The 18,872-nt window shown below is 68.6% G+C and carries 11 protein-coding genes and 1 tRNA gene; 1 reads left to right on the top strand and 11 read right to left on the bottom strand.

Annotated features, from left to right (window positions below; all coding sequences use genetic code 11):
- Positions 1–24 precede the first annotated feature (24 nt).
- From uvrC to GQQ92_RS03535, 8 genes are all read right to left on the bottom strand, one after another.
- The gene (gene uvrC / locus GQQ92_RS03570) at positions 25–1,950 is read right to left on the bottom strand and encodes an excinuclease ABC subunit UvrC (RefSeq protein WP_156997815.1); all 1,926 of its coding nucleotides are present in this window, start codon (positions 1,948–1,950) and stop codon (positions 25–27) included.
- A gap of 4 nt (positions 1,951–1,954) precedes the next feature.
- The gene (uvrA, locus tag GQQ92_RS03565; RefSeq protein WP_156997814.1) at positions 1,955–4,843 is read right to left on the bottom strand and encodes an excinuclease ABC subunit UvrA; all 2,889 of its coding nucleotides are present in this window, start codon (positions 4,841–4,843) and stop codon (positions 1,955–1,957) included.
- Positions 4,844–4,966: 123 nt separating this feature from the next.
- A complete protein-coding gene (uvrB, locus tag GQQ92_RS03560; RefSeq protein ID WP_156997813.1) occupies positions 4,967–7,033 on the bottom strand; it encodes an excinuclease ABC subunit UvrB in 2,067 nt (688 codons plus the stop codon).
- Positions 7,034–7,107: 74 nt separating this feature from the next.
- Positions 7,108–7,737: a dephospho-CoA kinase gene (gene coaE / locus GQQ92_RS03555; RefSeq protein ID WP_156997812.1), complete on the bottom strand. Its 630-nt coding sequence runs from the start codon at positions 7,735–7,737 to the stop codon at positions 7,108–7,110.
- A gap of 148 nt (positions 7,738–7,885) precedes the next feature.
- Positions 7,886–9,337 (bottom strand): 30S ribosomal protein S1, encoded by a 1,452-nt coding sequence (rpsA, locus tag GQQ92_RS03550; RefSeq protein WP_156997811.1) that lies wholly within the window; start codon positions 9,335–9,337, stop codon positions 7,886–7,888.
- A 198-nt stretch (positions 9,338–9,535) separates the two neighbouring features.
- Entirely contained in the window at positions 9,536–11,200 is a 1,665-nt protein-coding gene (locus GQQ92_RS03545) for a DUF885 domain-containing protein (protein ID WP_156997810.1), read from the bottom strand.
- Between the two features lie 79 nt (positions 11,201–11,279).
- Positions 11,280–13,958, bottom strand: a complete 2,679-nt coding sequence (polA, locus tag GQQ92_RS03540; RefSeq protein WP_156997809.1) for a DNA polymerase I — start codon at positions 13,956–13,958, stop codon at positions 11,280–11,282.
- A gap of 121 nt (positions 13,959–14,079) precedes the next feature.
- Entirely contained in the window at positions 14,080–14,685 is a 606-nt protein-coding gene (locus GQQ92_RS03535) for an ANTAR domain-containing response regulator (RefSeq protein ID WP_156997808.1), read from the bottom strand.
- Positions 14,686–14,721: 36 nt separating this feature from the next.
- On the opposite strand from GQQ92_RS03535, the gene GQQ92_RS03530 reads away from it, so the two are divergent.
- Positions 14,722–14,804 (top strand) — tRNA-Leu (locus tag GQQ92_RS03530).
- A 19-nt stretch (positions 14,805–14,823) separates the two neighbouring features.
- Here the strand turns inward: GQQ92_RS03530 and GQQ92_RS03525 are convergent.
- The 3 genes from GQQ92_RS03525 to GQQ92_RS03515 form a co-directional block, all read right to left on the bottom strand.
- Positions 14,824–15,579 (bottom strand): alpha/beta fold hydrolase, encoded by a 756-nt coding sequence (locus GQQ92_RS03525; protein WP_232057464.1) that lies wholly within the window; start codon positions 15,577–15,579, stop codon positions 14,824–14,826.
- Between the two features lie 334 nt (positions 15,580–15,913).
- Positions 15,914–17,329 (bottom strand): pyruvate kinase, encoded by a 1,416-nt coding sequence (pyk, locus tag GQQ92_RS03520; protein WP_156997806.1) that lies wholly within the window; start codon positions 17,327–17,329, stop codon positions 15,914–15,916.
- A gap of 75 nt (positions 17,330–17,404) precedes the next feature.
- A complete protein-coding gene (locus tag GQQ92_RS03515; protein WP_156997805.1) occupies positions 17,405–18,862 on the bottom strand; it encodes a glutamate synthase subunit beta in 1,458 nt (485 codons plus the stop codon).
- Positions 18,863–18,872 lie beyond the last annotated feature (10 nt).

The raw sequence follows: 18,872 nt of genomic DNA, 5'->3' as shown, positions 1-18,872 counted from the left end.
TTCCGCGCACGTCGACACCCCAGCCTACCCGGCTTGCGATGCTCCTCCGGATCGGAGGTGGCCGTGCACGACGGTCGCGAGGGTCGGTCCGAATCCGTCGACGCCCGAGATCTCGTCGACGGATGCCGCGCGCAGGCGCTTCACGGAGCCGAAGTGCCGGAGCAGCACCTTGATGCGCGACGGCCCGAGACCCGGGATCTCGGCGAGGACCGAGGAGATGTCCCGCTTGCGCCGTTGCCGTTGATGCGTGATGGCGAAACGGTGCGCCTCGTCGCGCACGCGCTGGAACAGGAACAGCGCGTCGCTGTTCCGCGGCAGGATCACCGGGTAGTCCGCGTCGGGCGTCCAGATCTCCTCGAGCCGCTTCGCGATGCCGCAGAGGTAGATGCCGTCGACGCCGGACTCCTCGAGTGCGCGGGCGGCGGCCTCGACCTGCGGCCGACCGCCGTCGACGACGAGGAGGTTCGGCCGGTAGGCGAACTTCGCGCGTCGGCCCTGACCGCCCTCTGCGGCATCCGCTTCACTCTCGCTCCCCCGCGCCTCGTCGCCGTCGGCCGCGCTCGGATGGGGCGACGCGAGGTAGGCGAGCCGGCGGGTGAGCACCTGGTGGATCGAGTCGGTGTCGTCGGTCGACTCGGCGATCGTGAAGCGCCGGTACTCGTCTTTGCGGGGCAGGCCGTCTTCGAACACGACCATCGACGCGACGATGTTGGTGCCGCTGAGGTGGGAGACGTCGTAGCACTCGATGCGCAGGGGCGCGTCGGCCATGCCGAGCGCCTCCTGGATGTCTTCGAGGGCACGCGACCGCGTAGTGAAGTCGGCGCTTCGTCGCGTCTTGTAGAGCATGAGCGACTGCTTCGCGTTCTGCGTCGCCGTGGCGAGGAGGGCGGCCTTGTCGCCGCGGCGAGCCGTCTTGAGCCGGATGCTCCGGTCGGCCCGCCTGCTCAGCCACGCCTGCACGGTGTCGGCATCCTCCGGGAGTTCGGGCACGATCACCTCACGCGCCGGACGCAGGTCGGTGCCGTAGGCGTTCTGCACGACCGAGTCGACGAGCTCCCCCAGCGGCACGTCGAGTTCTTTGTCGACCGTCCAGGTGTGGACGCCGCGCACCCGACCGCCGCGCACGACGAACATCTGGACGGCGGCGGCGAGCTCGTCGTGCTCGATGCCGAACACGTCGACGTCGACGTCGTCGCGCAGCACGACGGCGCTCTTCTCGAAGAACTGCGTCGCCGCCTGGAGCTGATCGCGCCGTCTGGCTGCCGCCTCGAACTCGAGGCGAGCGGATGCCTCGAGCATCTGGTGCTCGAGCTCGGCGAGGATCCGGCGGTCCTGATTCGTCATGAAGGAGACGAAACGGTCGACATTCTCGCGGTGCTCCTCGATCGAGACGGTTCCGGAGCAGGGCCCGAAGCATCGGCCGATCTGACCGGCGAAGCACGGACGGCCGGAGGCCATCGCCCGACGGTAGTCGGAATCCTTGCACGTGCGGATCGGGAAGAGCTTCAGCAGGATCTCGAGCGTCTCGTTGACCGCCCACACCTTCGGGTAGGGGCCGAAGTAGCGCGCACCTGGAATGCCGCTCCGTCGCGTGACGATGGCGCGGGGCGCCTCATCGGCGAGGGTGACCGCGAGGTAGGGATACGACTTGTCGTCGCGGTACTTGACGTTGAACGGCGGGTTGAACTCCTTGATCCAGGTGTACTCGAGCTGGAGTGCCTCGACGTCGTTGCCGACCACGGTCCACTCGACCGAGGAGGCCGTCGTCACCATCCGCCTGGTGCGCTCGTGGAGCGTGCGCAGCGGTGCGAAGTAGTTCGACAGCCGGGCGCGCAGGTTCTTGGCCTTGCCGACGTACAGCACGCGTCGATCGGCATCGCGGAAGCGGTAGACACCGGGATCGGTCGGAATCTCCCCGGCCTTCGGCCGGTACGGCAGTGCGTCGCTCATGACGTCAGCTGGCGACGTCGACCCGCGTCGCGGCCTCGAAGATCTCGCGGAGGAAGGTGCCCGTGTGGCTCTCGGGTACCGCGGCGACGTCTTCGGGGGTGCCGGTCGCGACGATCTGGCCGCCGCCTGAACCGCCCTCCGGCCCGAGGTCGATGACCCAGTCCGCCGACTTGATGACGTCGAGGCTGTGCTCGATGACGATGACCGTATTGCCCTTGTCGACGAGCTTGCCGAGCACCTTCAACAGCTTGCGGACGTCCTCGAAGTGCAGACCGGTGGTCGGCTCGTCGAGCACGTACACGCTGCGTCCGTTCGAACGGCGTTGGAGTTCGGTGGCGAGCTTCACGCGCTGCGCCTCGCCGCCCGAGAGCGTCGTGGCGCTCTGCCCGAGCTGGACGTAGCCGAGGCCCACGTCGACGAGCGTCTTGAGGTAGCGGTGGATCGCGGAGATCGGCTCGAAGAACTCCGCAGCCTCGCTGATCGGCATCTCGAGGACCTCGGCGATGTTCTTGCCCTTGTAGTGCACCTGGAGCGTCTCGCGGTTGTACCGCTGCCCGCCGCAGACCTCGCAGGCGACGTAGACGTCGGGGAGGAAGTTCATCTCGATCTTGATCGTGCCGTCGCCCGAGCACGCCTCGCAGCGGCCGCCCTTGACGTTGAAGCTGAATCGGCCGGGCAGGTAGCCGCGCGCCTTCGCCTCGGTCGTCTCGGAGAACAGCGTGCGGATCCGGTCGAAGACGCCCGTGTAGGTCGCCGGATTCGAGCGGGGCGTACGCCCGATGGGCGCCTGATCGACGTGCACGACCTTGTCGAGCTGATCGAGCCCGGTGACCCGGCGATGCTTGCCCGGGAGCTTGCGCGCCCCGTTCAGGCGGTTCGCGAGCACCCGGTAGAGGATGTCGTTCACGAGCGAGGATTTGCCGGAACCGCTGACCCCGGTGACCGCCGTGAAGACGCCGAGCGGGAAGTCGACGTCGACGCCTCGGAGGTTGTTGGCCGCGGCGCCGCGCACCGAGATCATGCGCTCGGGATCGACCTTTCGGCGCGTCTCGGGGATCGAGATCTCTTTGCGGCCGGACAGGTAGTCGCCGGTGAGCGACCTCGTGTTGGAGACCAGGTCGTCGTAGCTGCCGGAGTGCACGACCGTGCCGCCGTTCACGCCGGCGCCGGGGCCGATGTCGACGATCCAGTCCGCGGTGCGGATCGTGTCCTCGTCGTGCTCGACGACGATGAGCGTGTTGCCGAGATCTCGCAGAGCGACGAGCGTGTCGATGAGCCGGCGGTTGTCGCGCTGATGGAGGCCGATGCTCGGCTCGTCGAGCACGTAGAGCACGCCCGTGAGCCCGGAGCCGATCTGCGTCGCGAGCCGGATGCGCTGCGCCTCGCCCCCGGAGAGGGTCGCTGCGGCCCGGGCGAGGTCGAGATAGCTCAGCCCGACGCGGATGAGGAAGTCGAGCCGGAGCTTGATCTCGCGAAGCACCTGCGCGGCGATGGCCTGCTCTCGGTCGGTGAGCTCGAGCCGGTCCATGAACGCCCGCGCATCGGTCAGGCTCAGCAGGCCGACGTCGGCGATGCTCGCATCGTGGATGAGCACCGAGAGCACCTCGGGCTTCAGCCGCTTTCCGCCGCACACGGAGCAGGGCACCTCTCGGAGGTACTCCGACCAGCGCACGCGCTGCGCATCGGTCTCGGCCTGCAGGTACTGGCGTTCAATGTACGGCACGACGCCCTCGAACCCGGAGGTGTAGCTCATCTCCCGGCCGTAGCGATTGCGCCACTTCACCTTGACCTCGAAGTTGTCGCCGCGCAGTACCGCCGACTGGGCCGCAGGGTCGAGGTCCTGCCACGGCGTGTCGAGGGAGAAGCCGAGGTCGCGCGCGAGGCCGAGCAGGAGCTTCTCGTAGTAGTTGTAGAGGCTCTTTCCCTGCGAGGTCCAGGGGATGATGACGCCCTCGGCGATGCTCGACGCGGGATCGCCGAGCAGGAGGTCTTCGTCGACCGCCATGCGCGTGCCGAGACCCGAGCACTCGGGGCAGGCTCCGAACGGCGCGTTGAACGAGAACGTGCGCGGCTCGATCTCGGTGAGCGCGATCGGGTGCTGGTTCGGGCACGAGAGCTTCTCGGAGAAGATCTCCCACGCGTCGTCGCCGGTCTGGTCGACGTAGTTGATCTGCACGAGGCCGTCGGTCAGGCGCAGCGCGGTCTCGAGCGAGTCGGTGAGCCGGCCGAGCACGTCGGGACCGGCCACGAGGCGGTCGACGACCACCGAGATGTCGTGCTTGACCTGCTTCTTCAGCTTCGGCGGCTCGTCGAGGCGGATGAGCTCGCCGTCGACGACGGCCCGGGAGTAGCCGCCGGCGGCGAGCTCGCGGAAGAGGTCGACGAACTCCCCCTTCTTCTGCGAGACGACGGGGCTCAGGACCTGGAATCTCGTCGTCGGCTCGAGGCGCATGAGCTGATCGGCGATCTGCTGCACGGTCTGACGCTGGATGCGTTCGCCGCAGACGGGACAGTGCGGCACACCGATGCGTGCCCACAGCAGGCGCATGTAGTCGTAGATCTCGGTGATGGTGCCCACCGTGGAGCGCGGGTTGCGGTTCGTCGATTTCTGGTCGATCGACACCGCGGGGCTGAGCCCCTCGATGAAGTCGACGTCGGGCCGGTCGACCTGCCCGAGGAACTGGCGCGCGTAGGCCGACAGCGACTCGACGTAGCGTCGCTGCCCCTCGGCGAAGATCGTGTCGAACGCCAACGACGACTTTCCCGAGCCGGACAGCCCCGTGAACACGACCATCGCGTCGCGCGGGATGTCGACGTCGACGTCCCGCAGATTGTGCACGCGTGCACCGCGAACGCTCAGGCGAGAATGGGCATCGAGACGTGAAACTGGCACCCTACGAGTCTAAGGACGACCACCGACACGAACGCCTCGGCGGCACGTGCTCTGAGCGAACATATGTTCGATCCACCCTCGGAGCCGGGCATCGCGCCGGGGACCTCCGGCTCGATCGGCTGGTCAGCCGATGTGGCCCGCCTTCTCCATCTGCCGCAGCTCGCGCTTGAGTTCGGACACCTCGTCGCGCAACCTGGCGGCGAGCTCGAACTTGAGCTCGCCGGCGGCCACGAGCATCTGGTCGTTGAGATCCCTGATGAGCTCCTCGAGATCGTTCGCGCCCTCCGCGGCGATGCCCTCGCGGCGCAGGTTGGGCACGGCGGTCTTCTTGCGTGCGTCGCGACCCGCGAGCAGTGCCGCGGTGTCGGCCTCTTCCCGTGCGAGCACATCGGTGATGTCGGCGATGCGCTTGCGCAACGGCGTCGGGTCGATGCCGTTGACGCGGTTGTACTCGAGCTGTCGTTCGCGACGGCGTTCGGTCTCGTCGATCGCGGACTTCATCGAGTCGGTCAGCACGTCGGCGTACATGTGCACCTCGCCCGAGACGTTTCGAGCCGCGCGCCCGATCGTCTGGATCAGCGAGGTCGACGATCGGAGGAAGCCCTCCTTGTCGGCGTCGAGGATCGCCACGAGGGAGACCTCGGGCAGGTCGAGGCCTTCTCGGAGCAGGTTGATGCCCACCAGCACGTCGTAGACACCCGCTCGGAGCTCGGTGAGCAACTCGACCCGGCGAAGCGTGTCGACGTCGGAATGGAGATAGCGCACGCGCACGCCCGCCTCGGTGAGGTAGTCGGTCAGCTCCTCGGCCATGCGCTTGGTCAACGTCGTCACGAGCACGCGCTCGTCGCGTTCGGCGCGGACCCTGATCTCTTCGAGGAGGTCGTCGATCTGGCCCTTCGAGGGCTTGACCACGATGCGCGGGTCGACGAGCCCCGTCGGGCGGATGATCTGCTCGACCACTCCATCGGCGATGCCCATCTCGTATCGGCCCGGGGTCGCCGAGAGATAGACCTTCTGACCGACGCGATCCTTGAACTCGTCCCACTTCAGGGGCCGATTGTCGAGCGCGCTGGGAAGGCGGAACCCGTGTTCGACGAGGGTGCGCTTGCGCGAGGAGTCGCCCTCGTACATCGCCCCGATCTGCGGCACCGTCACATGCGACTCGTCGATGACGACGAGGAAGTCGTCGGCGAAGTAGTCGAGCAGGCAGTGCGGCGCCTCCCCCGGCGCCCGTCCGTCGATGTGCCGCGAGTAGTTCTCGATGCCGGAGCAGAATCCGATCTGCTCCATCATCTCGAGATCGAAGGTGGTGCGCATGCGCAGGCGTTGCGCTTCGAGCAGCTTGCCCTCGCGCTCGAGTTCGGCGAGCCGTTCCTCGAGTTCGATGCGGATGGTGCCGATCGCCCGCTGCATGACGTCGGTGCTCGCCACGTAGTGCGAACCCGGGAAGACGGGGACCGCGTCGAGCTTGGCGACGACCTGACCGGTGAGCGGATGCAGGCTGTACAACCCCTCGATCTCGTCGCCGAACATCTCGATGCGGATCGCGAGTTCTTCATAGACGGGGATGATCTCGATCGTGTCCCCGCGCACGCGGAACGTGCCGCGCGCGAACTCGACGTCGTTGCGCTGGTACTGCATCGACACGAACTTGCGGATGAGCCAGTCGCGATCGACCTGCTGCCCGACCTGCAGCGGCATCATCGCCTTGAGGTATTCTTCGGGCGTGCCGAGGCCGTAGATGCACGAGACGGTCGAGACCACGACGACGTCTCGGCGGCTGAGCAGCGAGTTCGTGGTCGAGTGCCGAAGTCGTTCGACCTCTGCGTTGACCGAGGAGTCCTTCTCGATGAAGGTGTCGGTCTGCGGCACGTAGGCCTCGGGCTGGTAGTAGTCGTAGTACGACACGAAGTACTCGATCGCGTTGTTCGGCATCAGGTCGCGGAACTCGGTCGCGAGCTGCGCCGCGAGCGTCTTGTTGTGCGCGAGCACCAGCGTCGGACGTTGCACCTGCTCGATGAGCCACGCGGTGGTGGCGGACTTGCCCGTGCCCGTGGCGCCGAGGAGCACCACGTCGGTCTCGCCGGCGTTGATTCGCCCCGCGAGCTCGGCGATGGCCGCCGGCTGGTCGCCGCTCGGAACGTACTCGCTGACGACCTCGAACGGTCGGACGGATCGGGTGGCCTGCATGCGTTCCAGTCTAGGTTCGACCTCCGACACGGCAGCCGGCACGACCCGGAATCGCGCCCGGGCGGGCGCCGGGATCAGGTGGCGTCGCGGCCGCGACGCGCGGCGACCTCCCCGTTGATGCGACCCCACAGCGCGTCGGCCTGGCTCATCGTGTGGCCGAGCGTGCCGTCGGTGTCGATCACGACGTCGGCGATCGCGAGGCGCTCGGTGTTCGCGGCCTGGGCATCGACCCGCGCCTCGGCCTGCACCGGTTCGAGGCCCCGTTCCTCGACCAGGCGCCGCACCTGGGTGCGCCGCGGCGAGTTCGTCACGACGATCAGGTCGAACGGATGGTCGACGGATGCCTCGACGAGCAGCGGGACGTCGTAGACGACGACCGCGTCGGGGTCGGCCTGCTCGATCTTCGCGAACTGCCGCGCCGCGAGCTCGCGGACGGCCGGATGCACGATCGAGTTGAGCTGCTCGCGGGCACGCGCGTCGTTGAAGACGAGTTCGCCCAGTCGCGCCCGGTCGAGGCTGCCGTCGCGTTGCAGCACCCCGGCGCCGAACGCGTCGACGATCGCGTCGAGGGCGGGGGTGCCGGGATCCACCGCGCGGCGAGCCAATTGATCCGCGTCGATGTGCACGGCGCCGTGCTCGTAGAGCCGCCTGGCGACGGTTGACTTTCCGGAGGCGATTCCGCCCGTGAGGCCGATCAGGTACACGCTCCAACTCTAGCGATCGCGCGACGATCGCAACGCGGCACCAAGCCCCGCCCGCACGGAATCACCGGCATCGCGCCCGGGCACGGCACGAACGCCGGAAGGCCGGCCCCCGAGGGGACCGGCCTTCCGTGTGCGGATCGGATCCGAACTAGTTGCTCGACAGCTTCTCGCGAAGCGCGGCGAGCGACGCGTCGTCTGCGAGCGTGCCGGAACCGGCGGTGTCGCTCGAGTACGAAGCGGCGGCAGCGGCACCGAACGAGTCGTCGGCGGCAGCCGCCACGCTCGCCTGGGCGACCTGCTTCTTGTGTGCTTCCCAACGCTCCTGAGCGGCAGCGTAGTCCTGCTCCCACTTCTCGCGCTGGGCCTCGAAGCCCTCGCGCCATTCGTTGGTCTCGGGGTCGAAGCCCTCAGGGTACTTGTAGTTGCCCTGCTCGTCGTACTCGGTGAGCATGCCGTAGAGCGCCGGGTCGAACTCGGTGCCCTCGGGGTCGACGCCCTCGTTCGCCTGCTTCAGCGAGAGCGAGATGCGGCGACGCTCGAGGTCGATGTCGATGACCTTGACGAAGACCTCTTCGCCGACCGACACGACCTGCTCTGCGAGCTCGACGTGCTTGCCCGACAGCTCCGAGATGTGCACGAGGCCCTCGATGCCGTCTGCGACGCGGACGAACGCACCGAACGGAACCAGCTTCGTGACCTTGCCCGGTGCGACCTGGCCGATAGCGTGGGTGCGGGCGAAGACCTGCCACGGGTCCTCCTGCGTCGCCTTGAGCGACAGCGAGACGCGCTCGCGGTCGAGCTCGACGGAGAGCACCTCGACGGTGACCTCCTGGCCGACCTCGACGACCTCGCTGGCGTGCTCGATGTGCTTCCACGAGAGCTCGGAGACGTGGACGAGACCGTCGACGCCGCCGAGGTCGACGAACGCGCCGAAGTTGACGATCGACGAGATGACGCCCTTGCGGATCTGGCCCGGGTGCAGGTTGGCGAGGAAGGTCGAACGCGACTCGGACTGCGTCTGCTCGAGGAGCGCGCGGCGCGAGAGGACCACGTTGTTGCGGTTCTTGTCGAGCTCGAGGATCTTCGCCTCGATCTCCTGGCCGAGGTACGGCGTGAGGTCGCGCACGCGGCGGAGTTCGATGAGCGAGGCCGGGAGGAACCCGCGGAGGCCGATGTCGACGATCAGGCCGCCCTTGACGACCTCGATGACCGTACCGGTCACGACGCCATCGGCTTCCTTGATCTTCTCCACGTCGCCCCACGCGCGCTCGTACTGCGCACGCTTCTTCGACAGGATGAGGCGGCCTTCCTTGTCCTCCTTCTGGAGAACGAGTGCCTCGACGGTGTCGCCGACGCCGACGACCTCGCTGGGGTCGACATCGTGCTTGATCGAAAGCTCGCGCGAGGGGATGACGCCCTCGGTCTTGTAGCCGACGTCGAGGAGGACCTCGTCGCGGTCGATCTTCACGACGGTGCCCTCGATGAGGTCGCCGTCGTTGAAGAACTTCAAAGTCTTCTCGACCGCGGCGAGGAAATCGTCAGCAGATCCGATGTCGTTGATCGCGACCTGCTTGGGTGCCTTGGTCGTTGCGGTTGTCATGTAGTGAATGCTCCGTAAAGGACAAAATCGAGCCCATCGCAGGGGAGAGCGATATGTGTTGGTTCCGCGATGGGCATGCGGACAGGATCGTCACAGAAGTGACATTCAATCCTAGCCGACTGCGACCGACTTGGGCAACCCGGGCGTGTCGCGTCCACGACGACGCCCTGCAGCGGCATCCGGTGCCGGATACCCCGCTCAGCCGAGCATCGCCCGTCGCAACGTGTCGAGCCCGACCCCGCCGAGATCGAGGGCCCGACGATGGAACTCGCGGATGTCGAACGCCTCGCCCTCGCGCCGGCGCGCATCGTCGCGGAGCTGCTCCCAGATGCGTTGGCCGACCTTGTACGAGGGCGCCTGTCCGGGCCAACCGAGGTAGCGGTTCACCTCGAAGTCGATGAAGCCCTGATTCATGTTCACGTTCTCGCCGAGGAACTCGAACGCGTACTCCCCCGTCCAGACGCCGTTGCCGTCGGGTCGCGGCTTGCCGAGGTGGACGCCGATGTCGAGCACGACACGCGCCGCGCGCATGCGCTGCCCGTCGAGCATGCCGAGCCGGTCGGCGGGGTCGTCGAGGTAGCCGAGCTCCTGCATCAGGCGCTCGGCGTACAGCGCCCACCCCTCGGCATGGCCCGAGGTGCCGGCGAGCTGGCGGCGCCAGGTGTTCAGCCGGCCTCGATTCACGACGGCCTGGCCGATCTGCAGATGATGACCGGGCACGCCCTCGTGGTAGACCGTGGTGAGCTCCCGCCACGTGTCGAACTCGGTCACCCCCTCGGGCACCGACCACCACATGCGACCCGGCCTGCTGAAGTCGTCGGTGGGGCCGGTGTAGTAGATGCCGCCGGACTGCGTCGGCGCGATCATGCATTCGAGCGTGCGGATCTGGTCGGGGATGTCGAACTGGGAGGCGCCGAGCTCGGCGACCGCCCGATCGCTCACCTCCTGCATCCAACGCTGCAGCGCGTCGGTTCCGTGCAGCTTTCTCGCCGGGTCGCCGTCGAGAAAGGCGATGGCTTCGCGAACGGATGCCCCGGGCAGGATCTCCTCGGCCACGGCCTCCTGCTCGGCGACCATGCGAGCGAGCTCTTCGACACCCCATTCGTACGTCTCGTCGAGGTCGACCGTGGCGCCAAGGAAGTGGCGCGAGCGGAGCGCGTAGAGCTCACGCCCGACCGCGTCGGCATCGCCCGCCACGGGCAGGAGTTCCTGCTCGAGGAACTCGGCGAGGCGGCCGTACGCCTCGGCCGCTCCCGCGGCGCGGGCGCCGATGTCGCCGCGGAGCGCCGTGGGCACCGTGTCGGGCGCACCCCCGACGAACTCGCCGAAGAAGCCGTCGGCCGCCTGCAGCTTGCGAGCCTGCTTCGCGACCTCGCGCACCTGCCTCCGGGCCGGCACCGAGCCCCGCTCGATGCCTCGGCGAAGGGTGCGGACGTACCCGTCGATGGCCCCCGGGAGCGCATGGAGCCGGGTGGAGATCGTCGCCCAGTCGTCCTCGGAATCAGCGGCCATGAGGTCGAACACCTCGCGGATCTCCTGCGCCGGGCTCGCGATCACGTTGAGATCGCGCAACGGAAGCCCCCGCTCGTGGCCCTCGAGCTCGAGTGCGAGCTCGCTGCGGAGATCGGCGATCGTGACCTCGTCGACCGGATCCGCCGGCGACGCCGCGTCGAGCTGGGCGATCACCCGGCGCGCCGCTTCGCTCGCGCGGTCGAGTCCCTCGGGCGAGTAGTCGCCGAACCGGGCGTCGGCATCGACCCGGCCGATGTACGTTCCGAGCGTCGGCTGGAGTTCGACTAGGGTGTCCACCCACTGCTCGGCGATGAGGTCGACGTCGGTCGGGGTGCGTTCGCTTGAGGCCATGGGACGAGCCTATGACAGCCGTTGCACGGGGCGCGGGGCGGATGCGGCGGACCGACGCAGCGGCCGGGTGCGGCGCCCGTCAGTGCGCCGCATGCTCCCAATCGGCGCCACGGCCGACGGATACGTCGAGCGGCACGAGCAGATCGGCCGCGTTGGCCATGCGATCGCGAACGACCTCCTCGAGCACCTCCGACTCCCCCGGCGCGACTTCGAAGATGAGCTCGTCGTGCACGGTCAGCAGCATCCGGCTCGACAGGTCGCGGGCCGCGAGCTCGGCCTCGACAGTGGTCATCGCGAGCTTCATGATGTCGGCGGCCGACCCCTGGATCGGCGAGTTGAGCGCCGCGCGCTCGGCGTTCTCGCGGTGCACGCGGTTGGGGCTCGTGAGGTCGGGGAACGGTCGACGACGGCCGAAGATGGTCTCGGTGTAGCCGTCGACGCGGGCCTGCTCGACGACCCCGCGCAGATAGTCGCGCACCGCGCCGAAACGTTCGAAGTACTCCTTCATGAGCTGCGTGGCCTCGGCACGGTCGATGCGGAGCTGCTTGGAGAGACCGAACGCGCTCAGTCCGTAGGCGAGGCCGTACGACATGGCCTTGACCTTCGTGCGCATGAGCGGCGTCACGTCGGCCGGATCGACCGAGAACACCCGGGCCCCGACGAACCGGTGCAGGTCCTCGCCGGCGTTGAACGCCTCGATGAGCCCGGGATCGCCGGACAGATGGGCCATGATGCGCATCTCGATCTGCGAGTAGTCGGCCGTCATCAACTCGACGTACTCCGAACCGTGCCGGAACGCCTTGCGGATGCGACGCCCGTCTTCGGTGCGGGTCGGGATGTTCTGCAGGTTCGGATCGTTGGACGACATGCGGCCGGTGGCGGCACCGATCTGGCCGTACGAGGTGTGGATGCGCCCGTCGCCGGCGATCGACTTGTCGAGCGATTCGACGATCTGACGCAGCTTCGTGGCGTCGCGGTGTTCGAGGAGGTAGCCGAGGAACGGATGCGGGTTCGACTCCTGCAGGTCTGCGAGCGCGCTCGCATCGGTCGTGTACCCGGTCTTGGTCGCGCGGGTCTTCGGCATCGCGAGCTGGTCGAAGAGGACCTCTTGGAGCTGCTTCGGGGAACCGAGATTGACCTCTCGCCCGATCTCGGCATACGCCGCCGAGGCGAGCGCCGCCGCGCGCTCGCCGAGCTCGGCCGAGAGGCTCGCGAGCTCGTCGTGGTCGACGGTGACCCCCCGCAGCTCCATTGCCGCGAGCACCGGCACGAGAGGCATCTCGACGTCGGCCAGCAGTCGGCGAGTGCTCTCGGGAAGCGCGCTCAGCACGACCGGCGCGAGCCGGAGCGTGTACCACGCGAACTCGGGGGCTCCCGCATCGGCGCCCTCTTCGGGGACGAGGAGCGCGGGGTCGGCCTGCGGCAGCGTCTCGCCCAGGTGACGGTCGACCAGGTCGGCGAGGGACTTCTCGGTCAGGGTCGGGCGGAGGAGCCAGCCGGCGACGAGGGTGTCGAGCACGAGCCCGCCCACCTCGAGCCCGGATCGCGAGGCGGCCTTGAGCTGCCCCTTCGCGTCGGTCATGATCTTCGGCGCGTCGCTCGCGAGCCACGCGACGAACGCCGTGGACTCCGCTGCGTCGGCGCGCCATGAATGCCTGACCGTCTCGGCGGCGGTCGCGATGCCGGCGCCGATGACCTGGCCGTCGAGCACCTCGAGGCTGAGCCCGAGCCCGGCGGGCTCGGCCGCCTGTGCCGCGTCGAGCCATGCCGCGAGCGCATCGCCGACGAGCTCGACCGGGGTCGGGGCGGCCAGCGCGGCCACCGTGGGCTCCTTCGCCGTGGAGGTTTCGGCGCCGCTGCTCGCACCCTCCCCGACGAGCTTCGTGAGCCGTTCGAGCAGCGTGCGGAACTCGAGCCGTTCGAAGATCGGACGGACCTCGTCGAGATCGATGCTCCGCGCCTCGAGCTGGTCGAGCTCGACCTCGAGCTCGACGTCGGTCACGAGCCGGTTGAGGCGACGGTTGCGGATCGCGTTCTCGCGCTGGTCGCGCAGGTTCTGCCCCACGACGCCCTTGATCTCGTCGGCATGCTCGAGGATGCCGTCGAGATCGCCGTAGAGGCCGAGCCACTTCACGGCGGTCTTCTCGCCGACCTTCGAGATGCCGATCAGATTGTCGCTCGTCTCGCCGACGAGCGCGGCGATGTCGGGATACTGCTCGGGCCGGATGCCGTACCGCTCGGTGACGGCGGCGGGGTCGTAGCGCTTCAGCTGGGACACACCCTGCGTGTTCGGATACAGCAGCGTGACGTCGTCGTTCACGAGCTGGATCGTGTCGCGGTCGCCCGAGACGAGGAGGACGCGGTAACCGTCGGCCCGACCGCGAGAAGCGAGGGTCGCGAGGATGTCGTCGGCCTCGAAATCCTCCTTCTCGAGCGTGACGATGCCCATCGACTTCAGCGCCTCCTGCAGCAGCGGAACCTGCCCCTTGAACTCGACCGGCGTCTCACCGCGGGTGCCCTTGTACTCGGGGTACTCGCGGGTGCGGAACGAGGCGCGGGACATGTCGAACGCGACCGCGAGGTGCGTGGGCTTCTCGTTGGCGAGGAGGAGCAGCAGCATCGACAGGAAGCCGTGGATGGCGTTCGTGTGCTGCCCGTCGCGGGTGGTGAAGCTGTCGACCGGCAACGCGTAGAAGGCGCGGAACGCCAGCGAGTGGCCGTCGATCACGAGAAGGGTGGGCTTGTCTGCGTCTGGCACCCGCCAAGCCTACAAGCGGCCGCCGACAGCGCTTCACCGCCGAACGGCCCCCATCGCCACGAGAACGACGGATGCCGCGACGAGTGGTCTCATCGCGGCATCCGTCGTTCGATCGGGGCGGCTACTTCTTGGCGGCCAGCTGTTCGATGATCGCCTGCGAGACGTCCTTCATGGTGAGGCGACGATCCATGGAAGCCTTCTGGATCCACCGGAACGCCTCGGGCTCGGTGAGGCCCATCTTCTCGTTGAGCAGGCCCTTCGCCCGGTCGACGAGCTTGCGGGTCTCGAAGCGCTCGACGAGGTCGCCGACCTCGGCTTCGAGCGCGATGATCTGCGCGTAGCGGGCCAACGCGATCTCGATCGCGGGCAGCAGGTCGTTGGGGGTGAACGGCTTCACGACGTAGGCGAGCGCGCCGGCCTCGCTCGCGCGCTCGACGAGCTCCTTCTGGCTGAAGGCCGTGAGGAGCACCACCGGGGCGATGTGGCCCTTCGAGAGGCGCTCCGCGGCGGAGATGCCGTCGAGCTGCGGCATCTTGACGTCCATGATGACGAGGTCGGGACGCAGCTCGGTGGCCAGCGCGACCGCGGTCTCACCGTCACCCGCCTCTCCGACGACCTCGTAGCCGTTGTCGCGCAGGATCTCGACGATGTCGAGACGGATGAGCGACTCATCCTCCGCCACGACGACGCGGCGCGGTGCCGGCTGGGTGTTTTCGGTGTCAGTCACGCTGCAAAGCCTACGGTATTCTGAGCGAGGCCTCTGGCCGGTGTGGCGGAATGGCAGACGCGGAGCACTCAAAATGCTTTGCCCGAGAGGGCGTGTGGGTTCGACCCCCACCACCGGCACGACACGAGACGTCCGTGATCAGTCCGACCGGGCCTGCGGATGCAGCGAACCGCGGTGGATCTCGTAGAGCCGTGCCTGACCGGGCGAGTCGGGGTCGTCGACGATCGGGCGATCGGCCATGAACAGCCGGATCATGTGCGCGAGCTCGCCCGAATGGCTGAAGTTGATCGCATGCGCCGCCCCCTCGATCCGGGCGATGAGCACGTGGTTGTCGGTCTGGCTCGCGACCTCCTGCACCCGCTCGGGTCCGGGCATGAGCGGATCGCGGTCGCCGAGCACGGCGAGCGTCGGGATATGGAGGGCGAGCAGGCGCTCGAGCGACGGGTACCGGGTGAGCGCCCGGAACATCCGCAGCGTGCTCGGGACGCCGAACCGCAGGTAGTCGGGCGTGACGACCCGCACGAGCCGCGGCGGCTCGCGGGTGCCGTCGCGTCCGATCTGCCCCATGGCGCGGCGGAACGGCTGGTTGTAGAGGCCGCCGGCGGGCGAGACGAGCACCGCACGATCGATGCGATCCGGGTAGTGGTGCGCGAACTCGCAGATCACCGGGCACCCCATCGAGTTGCCGACGAGGGTGACCCGCTCGATGCCGCGATCGTCGAGGAAGCGCATGGCGGCCTCTGCCAGGTCGGGGACGTCGAGCGCGCGTGCGGAACGGCCGCTGCGGCCGAAACCCGGCAGATCTGGAACGAGGGTGTGGAAGTCGTCCGCGAGCCGTTCGGCGGTCGGCAGGAGGTACCGGCCCGAGAGGCCGAAGCCGTGGACGTGCATCATCGCGGGCCTGCCCGCCGGCGGGTCGGGCGACTCCCGGTAGAAGACGTCGACGCCGTCGACGCTCGTCCATCGTTCGGCGAGGGACGTCCCGGCCCGCCCGGGTGCCCGCCCAGTGTCGCGATCTGCTCGCGCGGCCCTCTCGGACCCCGCCGACTTCCGGTCCCGCATGAGGGAAGTTTCGCACGACCGCGCATGCTGCGCACCCCTCGTCGCTCGCGAGCCCTCGACCGGGATCGGACCGCGGACCGCTGCGCCGAACCGCCGGCGGCTCCGTGGAGACGCCGACGGCCCAGGCGCTCCCGTGGGAACGCCTGGGCCGAGACGACGCGAGGTGTCAGAGCACCTCGCCGACGACGTGCACGCGCACGTCGTTCGTGGTGCCGGGGATTCCGGGAGGGGATCCGGAGATGATGACGACCTTCTCGCCCTTCGCGGCGCGACCGGTGCGTGCGAGCGCATCGTCGACCTGGCCGACCATCTGGTCGGTGTGGGTCACGCGGTCGACGACGAAGGACTCGACGCCCCAGTTCAGCGCCATGCGCCGACGGATGGCGGGATCGGGCGTGAACGCGAGGATCGGGATGTCGGAGCGCAGCCGCGACATGCGGCGGACCGTCTCACCCGACTCGGTGAACACGCACAGGTACTTCGCCTCGACGAAGTCGGCCACCTCGACCGCGGCGAGCGTGATGGCGCCGGCCTGGGTGCGCGGCTTCGTGCCGAGCGGCGCAATGCGCTCGAGGCCGTGCTTCTCGGTCGACTCGACGATGCGGGCCATCGTCTGCACGGTGACGACGGGGTACTCCCCCACGCTGGTCTCGCCCGAGAGCATGACCGCGTCGGCGCCGTCGAGGATCGCGTTCGCGACGTCGGAGGTCTCGGCGCGCGTGGGAACCGGGCTGTGGATCATCGATTCGAGCATCTGCGTCGCGACGATGACCGGCTTCGCGAGGCGGCGGGCGATCTCGACGGCGCGCTTCTGCACGATCGGAACGGCTTCGAGCGGCAGTTCGACGCCCAGGTCTCCGCGGGCGACCATGATGGCGTCGAACGCCTCCGCGATCTCCTCGAGGGCGTCGACGGCCTGCGGCTTCTCGACCTTGGCGACCACCGGCACCCGACGGCCGACCTCGTCCATGATCTCGTGCACGCGCTCGATGTCGGCCGCGTTGCGGACGAACGACAGCGCGATGAGGTCTGCGCCGAGCTCGAGGCCCCAGCGCAGGTCGGCCTCGTCCTTCTCGGACAGCGCGGGCACGTTGACCGCGACGCCCGGAAGGTTGATGCCCTTGTTGTTGGAGACCGGGCCCGCGACGATCACCTTCGTCGTGACCACGACGCCGTCGGTCTCGACGACCTCGACACGCACCTTGCCGTCGTCGATGAGCAGGAAGTCGCCGGGCTTGACGTCCTGGGGCAGGCCCTTGAACGTCGTGCCGACGAGCTCCTTCGTGCCGACCACGTCTTCGGTGGTGATCTTGAAGATGTCGCCCTCGGCGAGCTCATGGGGGCCGTCGGCGAACTTGCCGAGGCGGATCTTCGGACCCTGCAGGTCGACGAGGACGGCCACGGCCTTGCCGCTGTCGTTGGCGGCCTTCCTGACGTTCTGGTAGACGCCCTCGTGCACGTCGTAGCTGCCGTGGCTGAGGTTCATCCTCGCCACGTCGACGCCGGCATCGATGATCGCACGGATCTGCTCGTAGCTCGATGTCGCCGGCCCGAGGGTGGCGACGATCTTCGCTCGTCTCATGTGGTTGTGCTCCAAGTCGTCTCCGCGCGGGAACGCGGGGTTGTTATCGGGTGGTACGCCGTCGGCGCACCCTGGTCAGATGGCGAACGCGCGTGCCGTCGCCGCCACAGGGCTCGGAAGGTCGGTGTCGCCTTCAAGGTACCGGTCGACGGCGGATGCCGCAGCACGGCCTTCCGCGATGGCCCAGACGATGAGCGACTGTCCGCGTCCGGCGTCCCCTGCGACGTACACGCCGGGGTGCGAGGTCGCGTAGTCCGCATCGCGCGCGAAGTTGCCGCGTGCGTCGACGGGAAGCTGGATCTGGTCGTCGACCAGTTCGGTCTCGGGCCCCGTGAAGCCGAGCGCCAGCAGCACGAGGTCGGCCGGGATCTCGCGCTCGGTGCCGGCCTTCGGCACGCGGCGTCCGTCGAGGAACTCGGTCTCGGCGACGCGGATCGCGCGCAGCTCGCCGGCGTCGTTGGAGAGGAACTCGACCGTCGAGACGAGGTAGTGGCGCTCGCCGCCCTCCTCGTGGGCGCTCTGGACCTCGAACACCGTCGGGTGCATGGGCCACGGCTGGTGCTCGGGACGGGCCTCCCCCGGCTGCTTGCCGATGGCGAGGTTGGTGACCGAGAGGGCGCCCTGCCGGTGCGCGGTGCCGATGCAGTCGGCACCGGTGTCGCCGCCGCCGAGGACGACGACGTGCTTGCCCTCTGCGGTGATCTGGTCGAAGACCTCGTCGCCGGCCACGTGGTGGTTCGACTGCGTGAGGTATTCCATGGCGAAATGCACGCCCGGCAGGTCGCGGCCGGGGATCGGCAGGTCGCGCGGCACCATGGCACCGGTGGCGACCACGACGGCGTCGTAGCGCTCGCGGAGCTGGTCCCACGTGATGTCCACGCCGATGTCGACGCCCGCACGGAATCGGGTGCCCTCCGCCGTCATCTGCGCGATGCGCAGGTCGATGTGCTTCTTCTCCATCTTGAAGTCGGGGATGCCGTAGCGGAGCAGTCCGCCGATGCGGTCGTCGCGCTCGTACACCGCGACCGTGTGGCCCGCACGGGTGAGCTGCTGGGCCGCGGCGAGTCCGGCCGGGCCGGATCCGACGACCGCGACCGTCTTGCCGGTGAGGCGGCCGGGCGGCTGCGGCTGCACCCAGCCGTTGCCGAACGCCTGGTCGATGATCGAGACCTCGACCTGCTTGATGGTGACGGCCGGTTGGTTGATGCCGAGCACGCAGGAGGACTCGCACGGCGCCGGGCACAACCGACCGGTGAACTCGGGGAAGTTGTTCGTCGCGTGGAGTCGTTCGGCGGCCGTGCGGCCCTCGCCGCGGTACATGAGGTCGTTCCACTCGGGGATCAGGTTGCCGAGCGGGCAGCCCTGGTGGCAGAACGGGATGCCGCAGTCCATGCATCGCCCCGCCTGCCGGCGGAGCTGGGCGGGGTCGCCCTGTTCGTAGACCTCTTTGAAGTCCATGATCCGCACCGGCACGGGTCGCCGCTTCGGCAGTTCGCGCTCGGTGACCTTCAGAAAGCCCTTCGGGTCAGCCACCCGTCACCTC

Source organism: Agromyces terreus (assembly GCF_009749465.1).
Classification (GTDB): domain Bacteria; phylum Actinomycetota; class Actinomycetes; order Actinomycetales; family Microbacteriaceae; genus Agromyces; species Agromyces terreus.
The sequence above is the reverse complement of the archived record's forward strand: the minus strand, read 5'-3'. Positions and strand labels throughout refer to the sequence as shown.

Bases quoted from the DNA above. Each gene is read 5' to 3' on its own strand.
- uvrC (WP_156997815.1), bottom strand. From the start codon at position 1,950: ATGAGCGACGCACTGCCGTACCGGCCGAAGGCCGGGGAGATTCCGACC.
- uvrB (WP_156997813.1), bottom strand. From the start codon at position 7,033: ATGCAGGCCACCCGATCCGTCCGACCGTTCGAGGTCGTCAGCGAGTAC.
- rpsA (WP_156997811.1), bottom strand. From the start codon at position 9,337: ATGACAACCGCAACGACCAAGGCACCCAAGCAGGTCGCGATCAACGAC.
- GQQ92_RS03545 (WP_156997810.1), bottom strand. From the start codon at position 11,200: ATGGCCTCAAGCGAACGCACCCCGACCGACGTCGACCTCATCGCCGAG.
- GQQ92_RS03525 (WP_232057464.1), bottom strand. From the start codon at position 15,579: ATGATGCACGTCCACGGCTTCGGCCTCTCGGGCCGGTACCTCCTGCCG.
- pyk (WP_156997806.1), bottom strand. From the start codon at position 17,329: ATGAGACGAGCGAAGATCGTCGCCACCCTCGGGCCGGCGACATCGAGC.